The 21,862-nt window shown below is 40.5% G+C and carries 22 protein-coding genes and 1 CRISPR repeat array; all 22 genes read left to right on the top strand.

What is annotated here, in order from left to right; all coding sequences use genetic code 11:
• Window positions 1–352 precede the first annotated feature (352 nt).
• The 22 genes from Q0340_RS01025 to Q0340_RS00920 all read left to right on the top strand — a co-directional run bounded on the left by Q0340_RS01025 (window position 353) and on the right by Q0340_RS00920 (window position 21,335).
• On the top strand, window positions 353–835 hold the full coding sequence (locus tag Q0340_RS01025; RefSeq protein ID WP_298081794.1) for a 3-isopropylmalate dehydratase small subunit: 483 nt from the start codon (window positions 353–355) through the stop codon (window positions 833–835).
• Between the two features lie 9 nt (window positions 836–844).
• Complete coding sequence (gene leuB, locus Q0340_RS01020; RefSeq protein ID WP_298081793.1) at window positions 845–1,915, top strand: 3-isopropylmalate dehydrogenase; 1,071 nt, start codon at window positions 845–847, stop codon at window positions 1,913–1,915.
• A 9-nt stretch (window positions 1,916–1,924) separates the two neighbouring features.
• A complete protein-coding gene (locus Q0340_RS01015) occupies window positions 1,925–2,167 on the top strand; it encodes a hypothetical protein (RefSeq protein ID WP_005869161.1) in 243 nt (80 codons plus the stop codon).
• On the top strand, window positions 2,160–3,518 hold the full coding sequence (locus Q0340_RS01010; RefSeq protein WP_298081792.1) for a hypothetical protein: 1,359 nt from the start codon (window positions 2,160–2,162) through the stop codon (window positions 3,516–3,518). Before Q0340_RS01015 ends, Q0340_RS01010 begins: the two co-directional genes overlap by 8 nt.
• Window positions 3,499–4,599, top strand: a complete 1,101-nt coding sequence (locus Q0340_RS01005; RefSeq protein ID WP_298081791.1) for a CCA tRNA nucleotidyltransferase — start codon at window positions 3,499–3,501, stop codon at window positions 4,597–4,599. Before Q0340_RS01010 ends, Q0340_RS01005 begins: the two co-directional genes overlap by 20 nt.
• Before the next feature lie 49 nt (window positions 4,600–4,648).
• On the top strand, window positions 4,649–5,407 hold the full coding sequence (locus tag Q0340_RS01000) for a hypothetical protein (RefSeq protein ID WP_298081790.1): 759 nt from the start codon (window positions 4,649–4,651) through the stop codon (window positions 5,405–5,407).
• Window positions 5,400–5,888, top strand: coding sequence for a tRNA (cytidine(34)-2'-O)-methyltransferase (locus Q0340_RS00995; protein WP_298020031.1), 489 nt, complete (start codon window positions 5,400–5,402; stop codon window positions 5,886–5,888). The genes Q0340_RS01000 and Q0340_RS00995 overlap by 8 nt, the downstream gene beginning before the upstream one ends.
• Window positions 5,876–7,237, top strand: coding sequence for an endonuclease/exonuclease/phosphatase family protein (locus Q0340_RS00990; protein WP_298081789.1), 1,362 nt, complete (start codon window positions 5,876–5,878; stop codon window positions 7,235–7,237). The genes Q0340_RS00995 and Q0340_RS00990 overlap by 13 nt, the downstream gene beginning before the upstream one ends.
• Window positions 7,234–7,368 (top strand): hypothetical protein, encoded by a 135-nt coding sequence (locus Q0340_RS00985; RefSeq protein ID WP_291937682.1) that lies wholly within the window; start codon window positions 7,234–7,236, stop codon window positions 7,366–7,368. Before Q0340_RS00990 ends, Q0340_RS00985 begins: the two co-directional genes overlap by 4 nt.
• Window positions 7,352–9,379 (top strand): glycine--tRNA ligase subunit beta, encoded by a 2,028-nt coding sequence (gene glyS, locus Q0340_RS00980; protein ID WP_298081788.1) that lies wholly within the window; start codon window positions 7,352–7,354, stop codon window positions 9,377–9,379. Before Q0340_RS00985 ends, glyS begins: the two co-directional genes overlap by 17 nt.
• Window positions 9,380–9,451: 72 nt before the next feature.
• A complete protein-coding gene (locus tag Q0340_RS00975) occupies window positions 9,452–10,183 on the top strand; it encodes a CRISPR-associated endoribonuclease Cas6 (RefSeq protein WP_298081787.1) in 732 nt (243 codons plus the stop codon).
• Between the two features lie 116 nt (window positions 10,184–10,299).
• Window positions 10,300–12,093, top strand: a complete 1,794-nt coding sequence (locus Q0340_RS00970) for a TM1802 family CRISPR-associated protein (RefSeq protein ID WP_298081786.1) — start codon at window positions 10,300–10,302, stop codon at window positions 12,091–12,093.
• Entirely contained in the window at window positions 12,093–13,010 is a 918-nt protein-coding gene (gene cas7b / locus Q0340_RS00965; RefSeq protein ID WP_295152525.1) for a type I-B CRISPR-associated protein Cas7/Csh2, read from the top strand. Before Q0340_RS00970 ends, cas7b begins: the two co-directional genes overlap by 1 nt.
• Window positions 13,011–13,724, top strand: a complete 714-nt coding sequence (cas5, locus tag Q0340_RS00960; protein WP_297896100.1) for a CRISPR-associated protein Cas5 — start codon at window positions 13,011–13,013, stop codon at window positions 13,722–13,724.
• A complete protein-coding gene (cas3, locus tag Q0340_RS00955) occupies window positions 13,714–15,891 on the top strand; it encodes a CRISPR-associated helicase Cas3' (protein WP_298081785.1) in 2,178 nt (725 codons plus the stop codon). The genes cas5 and cas3 overlap by 11 nt, the downstream gene beginning before the upstream one ends.
• Entirely contained in the window at window positions 15,891–16,388 is a 498-nt protein-coding gene (locus Q0340_RS00950) for a Dna2/Cas4 domain-containing protein (RefSeq protein WP_298081784.1), read from the top strand. The genes cas3 and Q0340_RS00950 overlap by 1 nt, the downstream gene beginning before the upstream one ends.
• A gap of 8 nt (window positions 16,389–16,396) precedes the next feature.
• Complete coding sequence (gene cas2 / locus Q0340_RS00945; protein WP_298081783.1) at window positions 16,397–16,675, top strand: CRISPR-associated endonuclease Cas2; 279 nt, start codon at window positions 16,397–16,399, stop codon at window positions 16,673–16,675.
• Between the two features lie 16 nt (window positions 16,676–16,691).
• Window positions 16,692–17,690, top strand: a complete 999-nt coding sequence (gene cas1, locus Q0340_RS00940; RefSeq protein ID WP_298081782.1) for a CRISPR-associated endonuclease Cas1 — start codon at window positions 16,692–16,694, stop codon at window positions 17,688–17,690.
• Between the two features lie 387 nt (window positions 17,691–18,077).
• Window positions 18,078–18,822: a CRISPR direct-repeat array (repeat unit 30 nt; unit sequence GTAGAATTCCATCCCGTTGGGAATTGAAAC).
• Window positions 18,823–18,912: 90 nt separating this feature from the next.
• Window positions 18,913–19,083 (top strand): anaerobic ribonucleoside-triphosphate reductase, encoded by a 171-nt coding sequence (gene nrdD / locus Q0340_RS00935; protein WP_298081800.1) that lies wholly within the window; start codon window positions 18,913–18,915, stop codon window positions 19,081–19,083.
• 4 nt (window positions 19,084–19,087) lie between these two features.
• Window positions 19,088–19,552, top strand: coding sequence for a hypothetical protein (locus Q0340_RS00930; protein ID WP_298081781.1), 465 nt, complete (start codon window positions 19,088–19,090; stop codon window positions 19,550–19,552).
• 71 nt (window positions 19,553–19,623) lie between these two features.
• Window positions 19,624–20,865: a transcriptional regulator gene (locus tag Q0340_RS00925; RefSeq protein WP_298081780.1), complete on the top strand. Its 1,242-nt coding sequence runs from the start codon at window positions 19,624–19,626 to the stop codon at window positions 20,863–20,865.
• 92 nt (window positions 20,866–20,957) lie between these two features.
• Window positions 20,958–21,335: a hypothetical protein gene (locus tag Q0340_RS00920; RefSeq protein ID WP_298081779.1), complete on the top strand. Its 378-nt coding sequence runs from the start codon at window positions 20,958–20,960 to the stop codon at window positions 21,333–21,335.
• The last annotated feature ends 527 nt before the right edge of the window (window positions 21,336–21,862 follow it).

Here is a 21,862-nt window from a genome sequence, read left to right as displayed (position 1 = left end):
CGCTCTTTATTTTTGCTTATATGCGGCGCAAACTATCTAAATTTAATAATTTTTCAAATCCTAAAAATTAGGCTAAATTTTAAAATTTAGGTTATATTTTTAGCTAAATTTAAGGCTGTTCGCTAAAATTCTGCGTTCGCAGGATGTAAAACCGACGCGCCAAAATTCCGCCTCCTTTACGCCGCCGATTTAAAATTTAACGCCTCCAAACTTCCTATCTCTGCGCTCTTGCGTTTAAATTTTGCCCTAAATTTCAAACGAGGAATTCCGCCCTCATATCGGAGCGATTGAGCGGATTTTAATAAATTTGTCGGTAAAATCGCACATCTATTTTAAAATTTAAGGCGGAAATATGGCAAAAGTATGGAAATTCGGCGATGATATCGACACCGACATTATTATCGCGGCGCGCTACCTAAATACTTCCGATGCGGCGGTGCTTGCGACGCACATCATGGAGGATGCGGACAAGGATTTTTCGTCCAAAATAGCTCGCGGCGACATCATCGTAGCGGGGAAAAATTTTGGCTGCGGCAGCTCGCGCGAGCACGCACCGATGGCGCTTAAGGCCGCCGGAATTTCATGCGTGATCGCAAAAAACTTCGCTAGGATTTTTTATCGAAACAGCTTCAACACCGGCTTTTTGATCCTCGAATGCGACGAGACGGACAAGATCGCGCAGGGCGACGAGCTTAGCATCGATCTAAAGGGCGGCGTAATTAAAAATTTAACCCAAAAAACTCAGTATAAATTCGGCGCGATACCCGAGTTTATGCAAAAGCTACTCGATGCCGACGGAGCGATAAATTATGCAAAAACAAAGATAAACTTGTAAGGAATTTGGATGAAAAAGTACGACGTATGCGTGATAAAAGGCGACGGAATCGGCCCTGAGATCATCGAAGAAGCGATCAAGGTGCTCGATGCCGTAAGCCATAAATTTAATTTTGAGCTAAATTTTGACTACCGTTTGATGGGCGGCGCGGCAATCGACATTATGGGCATTCCGCTTCCTGATGAGACGTTAAATACCGCTAAATCAAGCGACGCGGTGCTTTTCGGTGCGATCGGCGGCGCTAAATGGGACGGCCTGCCGCGTGAACTGCGCCCCGAAAGCGGGCTGCTAAAAATTCGCAAAGAGCTTGGGGCGTTTGCAAATCTGCGCCCTGCGATGATTTTTGATGAGCTGATAAACGCTTCGACGCTAAAGCCGGAGATCATCAAAGGCGTCGATATAATGGTGGTGCGCGAGCTTACGGGCGGGATTTATTTCGGGCAGCCGCGCGCAAAAAACGAAAAGGACGCGCTAAATACGATGTGCTACAACGCCGCCGAGATCGAGCGCGTGGCTAAGGTCGCGTTTGAGGCCGCGCTTTTGCGAAATAAAAAGATAACGCTCGTGGATAAGGCCAACGTGCTTGAAACAAGCCAGCTGTGGCGCGAGGTCGTAAGCGAGCTAGCGAAAAATTATGCGGGGATAAATTTGGAGTTTATGTACGTCGATAACGCCGCGATGCAGCTCGTGCGGGCACCTGCGCAGTTCGACGTGATTTTGACGGAGAATTTATTCGGCGATATTTTAAGTGACGAAGCGAGTATGATCTGCGGCTCGATCGGGCTGCTTCCGAGCGCAAGTATCGGTGGCAAGGTAGGAATTTACGAGCCGATCCACGGCAGTGCGCCCGACATCGCGGGGCAGGGGATCGCAAACCCGATCGCTACGATCTTAAGCGCTGCGATGATGCTGAAATACGCATTCTGTGAAAATGAGGCCGCAGCCGCGATCGAGCTTGCCGTACGCGGCGTGCTTCGCGACGGATACCGCACCAAGGATATCGCGCAGTACGATGCCAAAGAAATTTGCTCGACCGCAGAGATCGGCTCGATCATCGCGGATTACGCGGCCAAGGCTTAGGAGCCAGCTTTGAATGGCGCACTAGCATACGCTATGGAGCTTGAGAAAAAAGGCGATATCTACGGCGCGATGCGGATTTGCCGCGGTATTTTACGCGATAATCCGCAAGATGGCGATGCGGCGGTGCTTTTTGCGCGGCTAAATTTGAATCATCGAGTAAGCTCGGGCGTCAATATGGCGATGCTGGAGCGCTTTTTAAGCGTCGATGCGCGCAAACAAGCGGAATTTAAGAGGTGGCTAATTGATGTATGAAAATGAACTGGAAGATATCATCGAAGCAGTAAATGAGATGAAAGCACAAAAGCGCGCGCAAGATTTGGCAGTGCAGCAAGAGAGGGCTGCAAATGTAAACAGCGCTGAAGCAGAGGCGCAGGCTTCGCAGGATACTTTAAGCCCCGCTTCTTTTACGCCAGATCCTATCGCATCTGGCGCCTTAAATTTCGCATCTGCGCCGAATATCGCTTCATCAAACGCGCAAAATTTTACTTCCTTAGATACCAAAAATTCCACTTCGCGTTTAGTTTCATCGGACGCTTTAAATTCCGCCCTAGATCGTTCAAATCCCATGGCAAGTAAGAGCTCTGCGCCTAGCGGCGCAGAATTCGCAGTGGATGCTACTTTAAAAAAATCTGCCGCAAAAGATGAAAATTTTACTTTTTCAGGCGAGGAGAATTTTAAAAACTCTGATCTTACAAGCAGTGAAAATTCCGTGGCCTCCGTCTCTTTAAATGGAGAAAATTTTATAAATTCCGCTTCTGCAAGTGGTAAAAATTCCACAAATTCAACCTTTGCAAGCGATGAAATTTTAAAAAGCTCCGCCGCAAAATTTGACGAAAGCTTTCGTGATTTATCAGGCATCGCAGGTGAAATTTACGATAGTTTAGGTAGCGATATGAATGGGTTTGCTTCGCCGCAAAGCAGGGACGCAAGCATAGCGCAAAGCTCTGCCGAAAGTAAAGATTTTGAATTAGCACTAAATTCTACGGATGACGGCTTCCAAAGTAAGCAAGATTTGACGCCTCGTATTTTAGGCGCGCATTTTAAGGAGCTAAGCAATGACGATTTTGGGCCTGGCTCTGATTTCAAAGAAAACGAAGTTGACGATTATTTCAGCACAGCGCATTCTAAAAAGCAGGATTTTTCATCGCTTCAAGCTCAAAATTCCGCCGCGCTAAATATCCACAATGCTGCCGTGCAGCAGCAAAATTTCGTTTCACAGCCGCAGAATTTTACGATCCCTGGGGTGCGAGACGATGAGCTCGCCACGCCGCAGCTTCGCAATTCTGCCGCACAGGATATGCAAGCGGGAAGTTTTGCCTCTTCTGGTGCTAAAAATTCCGCCGTGCGCCAGCCCGAGGAAGCGCGACATCTCGGGGCCGCGAGACAAGCGGGCGATAAATCAAAATATCTCGCAAATGCAGATTTTAAAATTTCAAGCGAAGCGGAGTTTTTGAGCGCGATAAAAGAGCGGATTTTAGTGCTTTTTGAGGGGCTGAACGCTTTTGAGAAGGGCGATTTGAACGCGCGCGTGGAGCTAAATTTAAAATTTATGGAATTTTTGCTTGCAAGTATCGAAAACCGACTTGAAAATCTATCAAAATGACGATTTCATCGCGCTTTTAGATTATCTTAAAAAATTTAGCTCGCGTATCTATCTAGTAGGCGGTTGCGTGCGCGATCATTTTTTGGGGCGGGCTAGCGCTGATGTGGATGTGGAGCTTTACGATGTGGGTCCGCGCCGTTTCGAGCAAATTATGCAGGACTTCGGCGCACAGGGCGTCGGCAAAAGCTATTTCGTCTATAAATATAAAAATTTCGATGTTTCGCTGCCGCGCACCGAGAGTAAGACTGGCATCGGACACAAGGGCTTTAGTGTCGCTTTGGCTACGGAAGAACATGAGGCTAGCAGGCGACGCGATTTTACAATCAATGCGATGATGATAGACGCTATAAGCGGCAAAGTGCTCGATTTTTACGGCGGGCTTGCGGATCTGCATGCGAGGATTTTGCGAGTGGTTGATCCGCACACTTTCGTGGAGGATAGCTTGCGCGTGTATCGCGCGGTGCAGTTTGCCGCAAGATTTAAGCTTTGCGCCGAGCCCCGCACCTTAGAGCTCATGCGTAGTATCGACGTTAGTGATCTTAGTTGCGAGCGCATTAAAGCAGAGCTGATTAAATTTTTCCGTGCACCTGCACACCGATATGGGATGATGCTAATGCAAGAGCTGGGGCTTTATGAGCGGGTTTTTGGATTGCGGATTGATACGCGTACGCATGAGCGGCTGATAAAATTCATAGAGCATGGCGAATCTTTTGTGCGAAATGAAATGTTTTTTTTATACGCGTTTTTGAATTTTTTAGGATTAGATAAAGATAAAATTTTAAAGAATTTAGGGCTAAATTCTCTTTATAAAAGGCTACTTAGCGAGCCGTTTTTTAAGCGGGTAAGCGACGAGCGGCTATGCAAAATCGCTCTAAAAATGCCGCTTAAGCAGTGGCTCGGGCTGTATTGTAAAGGTAGGGTGCAAGCATCAAAGCGGCTTGGGATTTGGGATAAGAAATTTAAAAGCTTGGTTTGCGCCGCGGATGTCGCTCGCGATCTGCGCGGCGCTGCGATCGGCAAGGAGATTGAGAGGCTGCAAGAAGCGGAGATTAGGGCGTTTGTAGCGGCTTTAAAAGCGTAAATTTAGAGAGATTTTTGTAAAATTGCCGTTTTATTTAGGAGCTAGTTTTATGAAAAAATTCTATCGTCGCGACGAAATTTACGCGTTTTGCAAGAATGCTGCGTCTTTGCAAAAATGCGCTTTTTGCTTTGATCGCAGGCAAAATTTCGTGATTTTTGCTGCGCGAAATTTTATCTTTTATGGCGAGCGAAATTTAAATTTTTGCGGCGTAAGATTTCATAGCGCAAAGCTTAGCTCGGTAGGATTTCACGACGCGGAATTTGACCTATTAAAATTTCATCCGTCGTGCCGCCACACGGAGAAAATCCACGAGGCGAAGTTTTATGGATCGAGAGAATTTCGCAGATCACATCGCTGCGGCGAGAAATTATACGAGCCGTGCAGCAGCGAGACGGAATTTCACGGCTCGCATTGCAGCGAGATGAAATTTTGCGGATTAGGACATCTTGGCACAAAATCTCACAGCCTGCGTCATATTAAACGCATTAAAGCAAAATTTAGCGAGCCGTATCGCGCATCCTGTGCTATGGGAGTAGCTGTCGCGCCGCACCACAAAAAAATGCAAGAGCCGTGTCGCTGCAAGGAGAGATCTGAAGTCCTGCAGTATCGCAAAATCACGGACCTAAATTTTATTTCACAGAATTTCAAATTATGGAATTTTGCCCATTTAAATTTGCAAGGCTTTACTGCGCAAAATTCCAAGCCGCGTAATTTGGCTTTGCAAAATTTTAAATCTCAAAACCTTGTCTCGCGGAATTTTAAATCGCAAAATTCTGCTCATGCAAAATCGGTGATTTTTGATGTTTAATATCGTGCTGGTCTATCCGCAGATCCACACAAACACGGGCTCCATCGGGCGTATGTGCGTCAATGCGGGGTGTCCTTTGCATCTGATTAAGCCGCTGGGATTCGTTATCGACGATAAGCATCTGCGCCGCGCGGGGCTCGATTATTGGGCGAACTTGGATCTTAAAATTTGGGAAAATTGGGACGAGTTTATGGCGGCGAACGAGAAATTTAAGCAGCGCTTCTTTTTTGCGACGACGAAGACGAACAAGCTCTACTACGAGGCGAAATTTCAGCCGGGCGATTTTTTGATTTTCGGCTCTGAAGGACACGGGCTGCCGCTTGAGATCATGCGCACAAACCGCGAAAACTGCATCACGATCCCGATGAGCGGGGCGGGGCGCAGTTTAAATTTAGCCACCAGCGTGGGCATCGTAACCTACGAAGCGATCCGCCAAAACATCGATAAATTCGACTTTAGGAGCGCGGTTTGCGAGTTTTAGCGCTACTTTTTGCGGTGTTTTTCTGCGGCGCGAGTGCGGCGGAGCTGAAGATCGCATCGTTTAACGTGCAAAATTTATTCGACGGTGTAAACGACGGCACGGAGTACGCGGACTTTGAGATCGGGCGCGGAGGCTGGAGCGAGCAAAAATACGAGCGCAAACTGCAAGCGGTGGCGGACGAGATAAGCGCGCTTAATGCCGATATTTTGGGGCTGCAAGAGATCGAAAACGAAGCCGTGCTAAAAGCACTTGCTCAGAAAGCGGGCTATAAATTCTACGCTTTTTCGCGCGCGCAGACTGCACCTGCGGGCGTGGCGGTGATGTCGCGCATACCGATAAAATTTCAAAAAACCTACCGCCCGATAGAGCTTAAAACACGAGATATTTTGCGCGCTGATTTTACGCTTAGCGGCACTGATTTTAGCTTTTATGTCGTGCATATGCTCTCTGCACGCAATCCGCTTAGCGAGCGCAGGCGAAATTTCGCCTTTTTACGCGAGGTTTTGCAAGGGCACCAACGCGCTATCGTAGCGGGAGATTTTAATACGAATTTCGGGCGAAATTCTTTGCTAAACGAGCTTATCGAGCGCGACGGATTTAGTGATTTATGGGCGCTACATCCCTGCTCGCAGTTAAAGCATTTTGGCTCTTGTGAATCTCATGAAAGTGGCGCGGTGCTCGATCATATCTTGCTTAGCGACGATTTTTTTAGTAGCGAGCCGGGATATAAAAAGGACAGCTTCGCGGTTGCTAAATCCTCTACCGCTTCCGATCATTTCCCGATTAGCTTCATTCTGACGGACGAAGGCGCTTTAAAATCTATGCCGAAAAAGCAAGAATTTTTAGCTAAAAATACCGCTAGCTCCGCAAAGGCCGTCACGATAGAGGAGCTTTACGGGCGCATTATAAGCGAACCTATGCTGATAAAAGGCGTAGTCGTGAGCTTTACAAACCGCCACGGCTTTGCAATTTCTCAAGATGGAAGCGGAGTTTTTGTCTATGGCGGCAGCGGGCTACAGCTAGGCGATAAACTCGATCTGCTAGTAAAAAAGACGAAATTTTATAAACAAAGCTTTGAGATAGACGATTTTGAGATCGTATATAGAAGCGGCAACGTAGGCTCTATCGCACCATACGTTTTGCCTAGCGCATCGGTGCGGCAGCTGCGCGCAGGAGATGTGATAAGCACGATCAAAGGCGACGTTGAAGACGGCATAATTGATCTAAAAAGCGCGGGCGAGTTTAGAATTTTTCGCAAAAGCGCTCCTGTGCAAAACGGCAAAAATTTAGAATTTAAAAATGCCTATTTTACGATTTATAAAGGGCAAAAGGAATTTATAGTAGAATGATACACGCCGTTATAACCGCACTTTTCGTGCTTTTTATGATATTTATGATCGTAGGATTTAACCGCGAAATGATGGAGAAAAACGAAAAACGAAATCAACGAAAAAAGGATAAAGATGGAACTACTCATTGAGATTGGGGTCGAGGAGCTGCCTGCGATCCCGTTTTTAAAAGAGCGTGCGAATATCGCGCCAAAATGGCGCGCAGTGCTTGAGGCTAACCGTATAAATAGCGACTTTCGCTTCGAATTTAGCCCGCGTAGATTTGTGCTATTTCACGAGGATTTTCCACAACGCGGCGATGATGCGCAGATCGTAAGCACGGGCGCGCCAAAATCCGTCGCGCTCAAAGACGGCGCGTGGAGCCCTGCGGCGCTAAGTTTTGCTAAAAAATGCGGCATAAGCGAAAGCGAGCTGGAATTTCGGCAGATAGGCGGCAAAGAGGTGCTCTACCACGCTGCGGTGCAAAAGGGGCGTGATAGTCGTGAAATTCTAGGCGAAATGATAGAGGAGTTTTTACGATCGCTAAATTTTGGACGCGCGATGCGCTGGGGTAGCGGCAAGTTTGAGTTTATCCGTCCGATAAGAAGCATAGCCTGCGTTTTGGGCGGTCAAAACGTAGATTTTGAAATTTACGGCGTGCGAAGCGCGGCTGCATTTTTTCCGCACCGAAAATTTGGCTATGAAGCGATTAAATTTAAAGACGCCGCAGATTATTTCGCACTGCTGGAGCGTAACGGCGTAATTTTAAGCGAGCAAAAAAGAAAAGATAAAATTCTAAGCGAGTTTGCAAAGCTCGAGAAAAAGCATGGCTTTAAGATTGAGGTCGATCCTGCGTTGCTGGATGAAGTAACGGCGATTACCGAGTACCCGGCTGCGCTGCTAGGCAGCTTTGAGCGAGATTTTTTAAGCGTGCCAAAAGAGGTCATCATCACTTCGATGAAGGAGAATCAGCGCTATTTTCCGGTTTTCGAGGATAAAAACTTAAGCAATCACTTCGTTGTCGTTAGTAATGCGATCACCGATGATGACGAGCTTGTAGTACGCGGCAATGAAAAAGTTTTACGCGCGCGCCTAAGCGATGCTATGTTTTTTTGGAAGAGCGATTTGCAAGCGGAATTTAGCCCTGAAAAACTTAAGCAAATTTCCTATATGCAAGCCCTTGGCTCGGTTTATGATAAGCAAGTGCGCGAGCTAGCCGTAGCAAAGGCACTGAGCGCGGATTATGCTACGCAGATTGAGGCGGAGATCGGCAAAAAGGATTTTGCGCGGGATGTGGAAAATGCCGTAATGTTTAGCAAAGCAGATCTTAGCAGCACGATGGTGGGCGAATTTAGCGAGCTTCAAGGCATTATGGGCAGCTACTATGCCGAGCACGCTGGACTGGCAGATCATGTATGCCGCGCGATACGCGAGCAATATCTGCCTAGTGGCGAGGATAGCGAGCTGCCAAGCGGTGTATTTAGTAGCGTAATCGCTGTGGCGATGAAATTTGAAACGCTCCTGGGGCTTTTTAGCATCAATAAAGTTCCAAGCGGCAATAAAGATCCGTATGCGCTTCGCCGCGCAGCTACGGGGCTAATTAAAATTTTACTAAATCAAGGATTAAGTTTTGATGCGAATGCGCTGGCGCAAAAGCTGGCGCCAAATTATAAGAAATTTGACATTTCTAAGCTGCTGGATTTTATGAAAGATAGACTATATGGAATTTTTGACAAGATAAATCCGTCGGTGATCAAGGCGTGCATCGCAAGCGGCGAAAACGATCTATTACTACTAAGCAAGGCCATAAAGGCGCTGGGCGAGATCGCAGCAGCAGCGGATTTCGGGGAAAATTTCGCGACTTTTAAGCGCCTAGCCAATATCATCAAGGACGAAAAAATAGGCGCGGTGGACGAAAATCTATTCGAACACGACGCTGAGCGCGCGCTAAATGCGGCGTTCAGGGCGATTAAGCTCAACGAAAACGATGTGAGTGGGTATCTGCGCTCGCTATTTGGGCTTAAAGACGTGATTGATAATTTTTTCGATAATGTGATGATAAACGTCCAGGATGTCAAGATACGCGCAAATCGTATCGCAAATATCGGGCAAATTTATCGCGCGTTTTTGCAGTTTGCCGATATCAAAGAGATAGGATTTTAATCCCACTTAAAGCTCATTTACCCAAGGTTTACACGAACCTTGGGCAAAATTTTACTGCGCAAAGGAGCGCAAATGCTAATCATCAACGCAAAATTACCAACTAAAAATCTAAAAATCGCAAAATCTCTCTCGCAGCTGATTCAGGGCTTTCTTTATCGCTATTTGCCGGCTTCAGAGCACGTAGGATATAGGCACGAATCAAGCGGTAAAATTTTTAAACGCACGGTGTTTGATTTTATCTTGCGAGGAGAGGACTTGCGCGTGCGATTTGCTTCATGCGAGCCGGAGTTTGAACGTAAAATCGCGCTAGCAGTGCTAAAAGACGGGCTAAGCTTGGGTGAAATTCTATTTACGCAAACTACCGTCGAAGCGAAAAATCATAAAATTTGCGAGAACGAAGCTATTGTGCAAGGCTACGTGGCGTGTGCAGTAAGCGGGCTTTTGGGGCATAAAGTCTATTTGCAGCCGCAAGATAGCAGGCATTTAGAGATGATGAAGACGAATATTTTACAGCGATTTGAAACGATTATGGGGCGAAAATATGATGGCGAAATGGAGTTAAATTTATTGTGGCAAAAGCCGGGTGAATCTGTGAAATTCTATTACGGCAACAATCGCGAGCCGGTATATGCGTGGCAGGCAAGATGGAAAATTGTAGCTAATGCAGAACTAATCAATTTGATCCTTGGTACGGGTGCTGGAAGCGGGTGCATGAACTACGGAGTAGGGGTTTTGGAGGTTGTAAAGCAAGACTGCATTAAAGCACAAATTTCAAATCCTGAAAAGGATGATTGCTTGCTTTAAAACCGATTGTATAATAAAAATTTAAAAAAGGCAAATTATTTCATTAAAACACAATAACTATTGACAATATAATTAAAATTAGTTATAATTCACGTATATTTTAGAAAGGATAAATTTTGGGCGATATAGTTAAAATTTTTTCTAGTATCGGCGAAATTTACGACAAACAAAAAACTAAAATTAACAACAAGAGCTACGAATACGATGCTATTAAAATTTATCTTTGTGATATTAAAAGTAAAGAAATATCGGTAAATAATAATATTTCAAGAGACGATTTAATAGTTTGTAGATTTGGCATAGGCGCGAATTCTGGCAATTTGTTCCCTAATGTCCAATTCATTAGCAAAGCCGTAAAAGACGATACTCCTAAATTTATAAAAGGAATTTTAAAAGCCGTAAAAAATATGCTCTCTTGCTTCAATCCTGACGATATCAAAAATGATAAAATATTAACGGATTTATCTGGCTTAAACGAGAGCTTTTTTGATGATATTTTAAGTGAAATTGTAGCTCTGCAAGAAGAGCCTAAGAAAAAGGGCATGAAAGTAGCTACTTTTTTTGCATTATCTTGGGAGGGTAGACCGATTTCAGCGTATTTCAAAAATATTTTTACGAGTCATTTAAGCGATAGCGATAATGGTAAAACTGCCAAAATTTATGGTTATGATATGCTTACAAATAGTATTGGTATCGGCGGAGATGCGAATTTAGCGTTTTGTTCCGTAAATGAGTTACCGACTGCTTTGCAAGACATTAAAGTTAGATTACTACCTCTAAATAGTGCTAATGCAAATTTGGTTAAAAACGGTTTTATGGCAATTGATAAGGAATTATCTTTTAATTTTTACGGGGATAAAATGACGGTCTTACCGACGTTAATGGTAAATGATACAAATTTATTAGAAAAAATAGTGGAAATTTTAAAAGATCCGAGCGAAAAGAAAAAAGATCTGCAAGGCATACAAAATATCGAAGAAAGTATTAATTACGAGTTGGAATCCGTAGCTAAAGCGCAAGCAAATATGCCCGTGCTAAATACAATTTTATTTTATAAAAAAAGCAATGCTGCGGTTAATGTATTATTGCAAATAGATGATGTATTGCCGTCTTATATTTCTAAAATTTCCGATTTAATGGGTAGATATAACATTAGGGCGATTAGGCGAAAAGATAGTAAAGATCAACAAGACGATACTATTTATATGCAAAATTTATTTCTTAAAAACATCGACATTATGAATTTTTTATTATCGCAAAACAGGATGAATTTAGATGATATGATGGAAAAATATGCTGCTTTGATTTATAAAGGCAATATTAACTCTAGTTATGCGTCAAAAATAGAGTGGGGATTTTATTTTAATTGCGTTAAGACATATCAAAATAGAAGTATAAAAAGTATCGAAAAATATCAAAATTTCTTTAATGAAATAGGTGCTTTAAATGAAAAAATATCATTTGCAAGGGAGGTTAATTTGCAAGGCTTAAGCGATAAAAAAGAGCTAATAAGCTCGATTTTGAAAAATAGCGAATTTCTAAAAGATAATGAAGTATTGCAGAGTGCATATTTGCTAGGAATGATGTCTGCAGGGTTGATAAATCGCCAATTTGCTATTAGCAAAAATAGTTCATTCGAAAAATGGCTGAATAATGCCGGACTAATTACGAAAGAGCTTTTAGAACGGATTTGGACCAAGTGTGATGAAACTAACAAAAAACTCTCCAATGTATCGCGAGGAAAAAGAAGCGCTAATATAGAAATCATGCGCGATATTTTGATTGGAATTTTACCAAGTGCGTTTTTATCTCAAAAGCGAGTTAAGAGCGCTTATGTAACTCTGGCTTTTGCTATGGGCGGAAGTGATTTTACGAAATATATTAAAGATAACACTCAAGGAGACGAGTAATGAAAAAGAAGGAAATTCTATTTCTTTGGGACGGTGAAAATTTTAATCCAAACGGCGATATGCTAAGAGATAACGCTCCTAGGATAGACGATGAGACGGGTATAGCAGAAGTCACTGATGTGCGTATAAAGCGAACAATTAGAGATGAAATTATGAAAAAAGACGAAAGTGCGATTTTCATTAAAGAGTATAAAAGAGATGAAAATATCTTAGATTGCAAAAGCGCAATACGTGAAGTAATTAATGTAAGGCAAGAAAAAATCGAGATTGAAAAAGAAATTTTATCTAAATTTATCGATATTCGCGCATTTGGTGGAGTTTTGCCGATATCGGATAAAGACGAGATGAAAAAAGAAGGCATAAAAACAGCCGGAATTCAATTTGTCGGACCCATTCAGTTTAGAATGAGCAGATCGCTTCATAGAGTTGCGGTAGAGCATATAAAAGGCACCGGCGCATTTGCAAGCGGTAGCGATAAGGCAAATAAAACGTTTAGAGAAGAAGATTTTTTAAATTATGCAATGTTTGCAACTTACGGAATAGTGGATAATCATAGTGCAAAGATTACAAATTTAAGTGAAGATGATGTAAAAGTGATTTTAGGCGCGCTCTGGAGCGGGACTAAAAATTTAATTACTCGCACGAAAATGGGTCAAATGCCTAGATTTATGCTAGTAATTACATATAAAAATGATACTTTCGCTGGAGATTTAAATAACTGTGTGGCTATAAATAGTAGCAAAGAAGACATAGAGATAAGAAGTATAAATGATTTTACGATTGATTTTTCTAGATTAAAAGCTAAACTTACCAGATACGCGCAAGAGATCGAAAAAATAGAGTATATGAGCGATTTTGACTTCGAGCAAAATAACAGATCACAATTTGATAGTAATTGGATAAAAATAGGATTTTAAATGGATATAATAGCTTTTGAGCTATCGGGAGATTACGCGCATTTTTCTCATCCGGCTACTATCTACTCGTCTCTTACATACCCGGTGCCGCCAAAGACTGCCGTCATGGGGCTTTTGGGATCGATTATAGGTGAAATGAATTATTTTAAACTTAACGATATAGGTTATAGCGTTATTTTAAGTTCGCAATTTCGCAAAAAAACTATGATTTTTAACGGTATAAAATTTGCTCTATCGTCAAATATGCATATCGAACAAGGCTATCAAGATTCTAGCGAGAAAAAGCAGTTTTATAAAGAGCTAATAAAAGATCCTAGATATGTTATATTCGTTGATTTAAGTGCTTTAAATGCTTCTTATAAAGAAAAGATAATCGACAGCTTAAAAGCTCATAGATGTATCTTTACGCCATATTTAGGTATAAATTTTTGTATAGCGGATTTTAAATATATTGAGATAAAAAATTGTGAATTGGTGCATGAAAAGGAAAGTTTTATAGATACGTTCGTTTTAATGGACGATTTTATATTTGATGCACAAAGCTTTGATATCAGACTTACTACGGCTCGAATGGCTTGCGGATGCGAGGAGGGTAGAATTTTTAAGGATTTTAAAGATTTCGTTATCAAGCTAAGCGGCAATAGTCAAATCAAAGCAAAGAATAGAGGAAATATTTATCAAATAAATGACTACAAGGTCTACTTTGCAAAGTGAGCTGCTATCACATCCTAACAAACCACTAATAAAGCATATAACAAATATGCTTGCTGAAGCGGATAGTAGGCTTTTACAATGCATTAAAATTTATCACGATATAGCTAAGCTAAAAACTAATTTTCAAATTTATATCAAAAATCCTACCGAAAAAATTGCAGATAAAAATCATGCTTTATTATCCTCTTACATATTTTTACTAAATTCAGAATTTAATGAGCTAGATACGGCTTTTGGATTTTTATCCATCGTATCACACCATGGAAATGTAGAAAATTTTTGTGAGCTTACAACGCAAAATAAAAATTTCGGCAAATATTTTGAGAGCTCGAAAGAGCTAGACTTTTGGGATGAAGTCTTAGATAAAGCTTTAGGTTTAGAAATTTACAAAGATATTAAAAGCGATAAAAATGAGCTTTTAATTAAAGCTAAACATTTAAGAGAATACTTCAAATTTGCGAAAAAGAAGTTTGACTACGATGACTTTTTAAATTTCAAAGACATATTTTCATCACTTATTTATAGTGACAAATATGAAGCTATTTTTAATCAAAGAATTCCTGTTTCTAAACCGGCGAATTCTAATACGATCGAAAAATATATCAAAGCCCTGGAAAATCGTAAGCCAAATGCGAAAAGAAGCGAGTTTAGAAAATTCGTTTTAAATAATTTCGATACAAATCATAAACTTTTTACTTTAACCGCGCCTACAGGCTACGGTAAGACTTTGACTGCGCTAAATTTTGCCGCTAAATTTAATAAAGAACGTATTATTTACGTGCTGCCGTTTACGGCTATCATAGATCAAGTTTATGATGAGATAAAAGAGATTTTCGAAGACGATAAAAATATATTAATTCATAAAATTCATCACAAAACTACGATAGATGAAAGTACCCCGCAAGATCGCTATTCTAAAGTTAAATTTTTGATGGATTCCTTTAGCGGAGATATTAACGTAACTACGCTATATCAATTTATATTTGCACTCTTTGGAAACAAAAATAAAGATAGCGTAAAATTTAACCGATTAAAAAATAGTGTAATAATAATCGATGAGGCGCAGGCAGTACCGTATAAGTTCAGGGCGGATTTTATGAAACTTTGCGAGATGATGGCGGAGAAATTTGGCTGCATTTTTATCTTTATGTCCGCCACGATGCCTATTGTTGATGCGACTAAATTTAAAGAAATTTCAAATTTGGATTATTTCAAAGATCAAAATAGATACGTTTTAAAGTGGTTTGATGGTAATGAGAGTGCTTTAAAAGATAAGATTAAACAATCGGCAAAAAGCAAAAATACACTAGTCGTCGTAAATACCATTAAAAAAGCGCAAGAGCTATTTTTGGAATTTTACGATGAATTTAAAGTTTTTTGCCTAAACGGATATATGTGCGACGATCACAAACGAAAAAATATCGAAAATATAAAAGATGCAATTGCAAAAAATAAAAGTGGGCGCGGTGATCCGATCTTGCTAATTTCTACGCAGTCTATCGAAGCTGGCGTGGATTTGGATTTTGATGTCGGATTTAGAGAGATAGCACCCATTAGCTCGATTATCCAAACTGCCGGTCGTATAAATAGAAATTTCACAGCTCTAGGAGAATTATACGTATTTAACGATATTTGCGACTATTCCGATCTCATTTACGGTGATTTAAAACGTATTAGCGATACTATTTTGGTAAAAATTCTAAAGCAAAGAGATATCATCGAAAGCGAAATTTTAGATATTTCCACTAGGTATTTCAGCGCCATAAAGCAAAGCCTAGAGAGCTTATTTTTGGCGGAGCAGATGCAAGAGCTAGGATTTTACGATATAAACGAAAAGATTAGCGAGGCGATGGATGATAGGCTTAAAATTTTAGTAATAATTGAGCCAAAAGAAGATTATATTAAAGAATTTCAAAATGAAATTTTTGAAATCAATAGGCTTGATATGGACAAATTTAATAAGAAAGATATATTTACGAATACTATTAAGAAAATTAATAGATTTGGTGTAAATATCACAGAATTTGATGCAAAGCGTTTAAATATAAAGCGTATTGATGGGCTAAAAGATGTCTATTATTTACCATTCGGCGATACTTCGTACAATAATAATTTCGGGATTAAAAAGGATGCCGCCTTAAATCTCAAGAATGAGTTTTTCGACTAATGTTTTGCAAGGACCAAATTACCGGCACGCTTGTGAATTATTACATCACCTGCAAGCGCGAGGCATGGCTTTACGCACACAATATTCACGCCAATCAGGAAGATGAAAACGTGCTGATGGGCAAGGCGCTGGCGGACATTAAAGAGAACGGTTTGCAGGAATTCGCATTTTCAAATTTGAAATTTGATAAGCTTTCCAAGCAGCGCGGACATTATCTCATCACCGAATACAAAAAGAGTTTAAAAAATCCCGAAGCAGGCAAGATGCAGCTGCTTTTTTATATCTATCTTTTAAAAATAGGCTTAAATTTAAAAGAGGTGAAAGGCAAATTAATTAGCGGCAAAACCGTCATAGCGATTGAGGATAATGCCGAAAATTTCACTAAAATCGAAACAATTCTAAACAAAATTGTCGCCCTTGTGAACGAGCCAAAGCCGCCTAAATTTAGCCCGCAAAAGATTTGCGAGAGTTGCGCTTATCGTGATTATTGCATTTAGGAGATAGGATGTACGCTATTTTATTTTACGATATTTCAAGCAGCGACGAAAAGGAGAAAAATAACGCCGCGCGCGTCCGAAAGGCGGTCGAGAAGTTTCTGCCTCGCGTGCAATTCAGCGTTTTTGAGGGTGAAATCAGAGCGAGCGATCTTAAAAAATTAATGATGGTTTTGCAAAAAGAATGCTCTAATAAGCTTGATTCGGTAGTAATTTATACTTTTAATTCGCTCAAATATTCACAGCGCCTAGTCATCGGACGCGATAAAAACGAAGCGATTTTCAGCTAAAATTTAAGGATAAAGTATGCAAAAATCGGATCGCACGCATTTTATTTTGAGCCCAGGCCGATTGCGCCGCAAAGATAATAATCTATACTTCGATAAATTTAACGACGAGGGCGGAATTTTAACTAGTAAAATTTTGCCGATTAACGCGATTGATGAAATTTATATTTTGGCGCGAGTGGAGCTTGATACCTATGCTATGGCGTTTTTGGCTGATAATAACATTTTGCTGCATATTTTTAGCGCCTATCAGAGCTTCCGCGGCAGTTTTTTCCCAAATACTTCAAATTCTGTAAATAAAAGTGGCTTTGTGCTTTTGGCACAGCTGCGGGCCTTTGACGATCTTTCTAAGCGCCTTTTTATCGCTCGCGAGATTACTCGCGCTCGCATCTTAAATGCAGCCATTAATTGCAAGGCTTATGGCGTTTCGCTCGATACTGCGCCGCATCTGGATGCCCTAGCGCGCGCCTGCGACATAGCAGCGGTAATGGCAGTGGAAGGCGGCTTTGCTAAGCAATATTTCGCGACCTGGAACGAAATCATCGAGGATCAGCGCAGTTTTAAATTTACGACGCGTTCCAAACGCCCGCCGGCAGATAAAATTAATGCCCTCATTAGCTATGTAAATACGCGTATTTATAACGTCTGCCTCAGCGAAATTTACAAAACCGAGCTTGATCCGCGCATCGGCTTTTTACACGAGCCAAACTACCGCGCGTTAAGCCTGCATCTTGATCTTGCAGAGATTTTTAAGCCGATCTTAGGTGATAGATTAATTTTTGGAATGTTAAATAAACGCGAGATTACGGCAAAAGATTTTGAAACGGATGCGGGGCGTATTCGATTCGGTCGAGAAGCGGTGCAAAAAATCGAGCTAAAAATGATCGAGAAACTATCATCTTGCGCAAATGTAGCGGGACAGAACCTAACCTGGCGTCAAATCATCCGTCGCGAGGCAAATCATATCAAAAAATACGTCTGTGAAGGCGTGCCTTACGAGGGGCTGGTATGGCGGTAGGCTGGGGTTTTAAGCTCATTCGTGCTTTTGAAATTTTGACTAGAATCACTTGTGCCTATAGATTGCGCCCTCTTAAAATGCATGTGCTTTTAAAATAAATTTGATCTGAAGCACGGAACGGCGAACGAATTGGCTTTAAAAACGCATATGCTTTTAAAATTTCAGCTTTTTATTATTCACACTTCGATTTTTGAATATCTTTATATTTAGATTTTAACATTTGCACTCACGATACATATAGATAGCGATAAAGTTGCTTTTAAGATTTTGAAATGCCGAAATCTTGGGCATTGAGCAATCGAAGCTTTTTTAAATTTAGTCCATTTTAAGGCATAAAAATATATACTCCTAACACTTTCTATCTAGAAAAATGGCAAAATTCGTGCTGTAGAATTCCATCCCGTTGGGAATTGAAACAAGAGCTATATCGCTCCAAGCTTAAACCAGTCAGGGTAGAATTCCATCCCGTTGGGAATTGAAACTCGTTGTTTTGGGCGCTATTTATGCTGTTAAAACTGTAGAATTCCATCCCGTTGGGAATTGAAACAAACTATGCAAGATTTCGGGGAATTTACACACTGAGTAGAATTCCATCCCGTTGGGAATTGAAACTATCTTTCGTGCTTTCATTTTCGGCCGCGTTTATGTAGAATTCCATCCCGTTGGGAATTGAAACATCAAATAACCCGCAAACTCAATCAAAACGGGTTATTGTAGAATTCCATCCCGTTGGGAATTGAAACAACGATTTTCGCAATGCTCGCAAATGCCCTATTTGTAGAATTCCATCCCGTTGGGAATTGAAACTGGCTACAGAATCGCAAAGAACGATCGTGCTATCGTAGAATTCCATCCCGTTGGGAATTGAAACGCCGCATAGACAGGCAAGGCTCTTTAGCGTTTGAGTAGAATTCCATCCCGTTGGGAATTGAAACGTAGCGCTGCGCCACTTCGGGGCTTGCGCTTTTTGGTAGAATTCCATCCCGTTGGGAATTGAAACCACCATCGCGTTCTATGAAACGCACATTTGTATCGTGTAGAATTCCATCCCGTTGGGAATTGAAACGCAATATTTTTATCGGTAATTTTTTCATCTGTCTTGTAGAATTCCCAGCCAGCTGAGAATTGAAATAATCACACTTCTTTGAGAAGTTACTGTTATCTATTTTAAGATTATAAATGTTAGAATATCGTAAATTAAAAAGGATAAAAAATGACAAAGATGAAAGATGAAATTTTAACTGAATTGGCTAGCAAACGCACTAAGTGCATAGTCTATACGAGAGTGATGGGCTATTTACGCCCCGTAGAAAGTTTTAATATCGGAAAGAAGGGCGAGCACCAGGAACGTGTGCACTTTGTAGAAAGCGCTTGCAGTAAGTGCGCGAGTTAACGCGATGCCTAGTTTCGCTCCTAAGAACCCACCATATTCAGTATATGACTATCTGCAAAACGGGCAAGCGCTTTTGCTTGATAAGCCGGTCTTCGCAGAAGTAATCAGTTTTGCTTGGGGTAAATCTAACAATTTGATATGTTTTTGCATAGAACAAAAAACGGAGATAAAATTTGCTTTTTCTATATTCCAAAATAAGCAAAGTAAGTATTTCGATGGTACGGACGAATTTGATTTCGAAACATACAAAGATAAAATTTTTCCTAGTAAGCCGTTTTTGAAACTTACTTTTCATAGAACCGCTAAGAATTTACTAATTTGTGAAAGCGCGGAATTTAAAAAATGCTCCGAAAATACTCGTAACGTGGTAAACCCAGATATTATATTTGGAGAAAGCCAAAGGTTAAAAAAATTTCTTGCCGATGCTCGAGCTAGGCGTGAAGAATGGAATAGAGAAAAAAGAGATTAATACAAGACGCTATACCTAAAGATTAATTTTTGGGCAAACGAGATTACGTATAAATACCTCAAGGATATAAAATGAAATATTTGCTAAAAAACAAAGACGAACACATATTGACATTTGAATTGTTCTATATAGAGGGCATTTATAAAACCGAAATGGAAATAAAAAATGTAGAGATTTACAATGAAAAAGCACTGCCCTATAATTTTGATAGACAGAAAGACGCAGCCGAAACACTATCAAATTGGATACAAAGGCGCAAAATTCCTAAAAATAGAGAATTTGCTAATAAAATTTTAGCCGTTCTGGGCTCGGACATACCGGATGATATAGCGGAGCTTATAAAAAGAACGCTTTTGCTATCGCTAAATGACAGCTTTTGGATAGTGCCCGATAGTAAGAATTTTTTATGGAGGGATTTCAATTTATACACCAATCCGCTTAACGAAAAGCTCGCCTTAGTTGCTTTTACGGGACAATCCATAGGCACGAGCGATTTTAGCCCGAGCCCTGAATTTACGACGAACGGTATGTTAAAGAAATGTTGGCGTAGAAATAAAACAAGCGGTAAAATCGAACTAGTTAAGGGGCAAATAACGGGTGCTGCGATTGAAAACTACGGCAGAGAAGCTTTTAGCGAATATTATATGACGCAGATTGCCGAAGTATTCGGGTTTAATCACGTAAAATATGATTTGGAGATGCTTCACGACCAAATCGTTAGCGTATGCGAATTATTTACTAGTGAAAATGTCGGTTTTATACCTATGGGGGCTTGTATTCCAAAAATCAAAGGCGTAAATGAAAGGATTGACAAGATTATAGGGCTTTATGGCAAAGAGGCGTTTGAAGATTTAATGCTGTTTGATGCCTTAATCTGTAATTCCGATAGGCATTTAGGAAATTTCGGTATGCTGATAGAAAATGACACGCAGAGACTTATCAAGCCTGCGCCGATTTTCGATAATGGCTACTCGTTTTTAAATTTAGTAGAAAACGGGGAATTCCATAGAATAAAAGCCAATCTTAAAGAAAACGGACATTTTAAGAGTGCTTTTGATATGGATTTTGACAGACAAGCGGAAATCTTTGCTCGCCATAGACACATAAAACCGCTCGAAAAGCTTTTAAATTTTAAATTCAAAAGACACGAAAGATACAATTTAAGTAATGAAGTCCTATCAAAAGCAGAGAGCTTCATACAAGATAGAAGCGATAGGCTAATAGAAGCCATTGAAATGAAACAAAAAATAGAGCCTAATCAAGCGGTAGAACTAGACGAGCCCGATGAAATATCGAGCCGTATGAAGCTATAGCGCGTATTCCATATAACGCTAAGTATATTTTAAGCTTAAAATAGATATCATAAATTCTGTTATATTATATAAAAAATTAAAGGACTAAAACTATGGCAGATAGACTACCGATGACGCCTGAAGAAGTAGCAAAAGTAGATGAGCTTTGGAATGCAATAGAAAATGATGATTTCTTCAAAAATATGCCGCACGAGCGTTGCGCTGCAAAAACTGTAACTTTTAGTTGGTGCGAGCCATCAAACGAGCGCTCAAATTATTTTTTTGTATATAATAGAGATAACAAATTTACATTTTTCGGTTGGTTTTTTGAGGATGTATTTACCGATGATGGTGAGCTTGATGAAACTCAGGGCGGCGGGCTTTTACTAACTGATGAAAAGTATGATACTGTCGAAGAAACAATAAACCGGCTAAAGCAAATCAAAGAGGAAGCCGAATATGTAGCCTGGCACGGTTTACGAGCCTACTAATTACACTAAATTTGATAAACTCCTTATACTCCTATTTTATGCGCCCAAGCAGCAGACAAAGCTGGCTTGGGCTTTTTTATATGTAAATTTTCACTACTCGCTTTACACTATTAAATTATTTAAATTCCTCGTGCAAATTAAATTCTATATCTTGGGCAAATTAACCGCATCCAAAAAGTAAATGAAATACACTCGATTCTTACTACGACGATGTGCAGGACTTGATATACTTTAGCTATATTTCTAACACAAGATTTTAGTGAACCTTCGAGTTTTTTTAGTCGTTCTTGGGCTTAATGTAGCAGAAATTTTTTGCATGAGGTTTTTTAGAAATTATATTATAGATTTGGCTATAATTTTTATATATAATGAAGTAATTCTATATCTTTTATGCAGTGTAATTTTAAATTTCATGATCCCCCATTTGGTAAATCTCGATTACACAAACTCATTTTTTATCTTAGTGCTATAACATGCAAAATTTTATAAAATTTTATGTTTATTTTATGCAGTATTCTGTATAATTC

The organism is uncultured Campylobacter sp. (assembly GCF_938045595.1).
In the GTDB taxonomy this organism is placed as follows: domain Bacteria; phylum Campylobacterota; class Campylobacteria; order Campylobacterales; family Campylobacteraceae; genus Campylobacter_B.
Note: the sequence above shows the minus strand (reverse complement) of the source record. Positions and strands in the feature narration are given on the sequence as shown.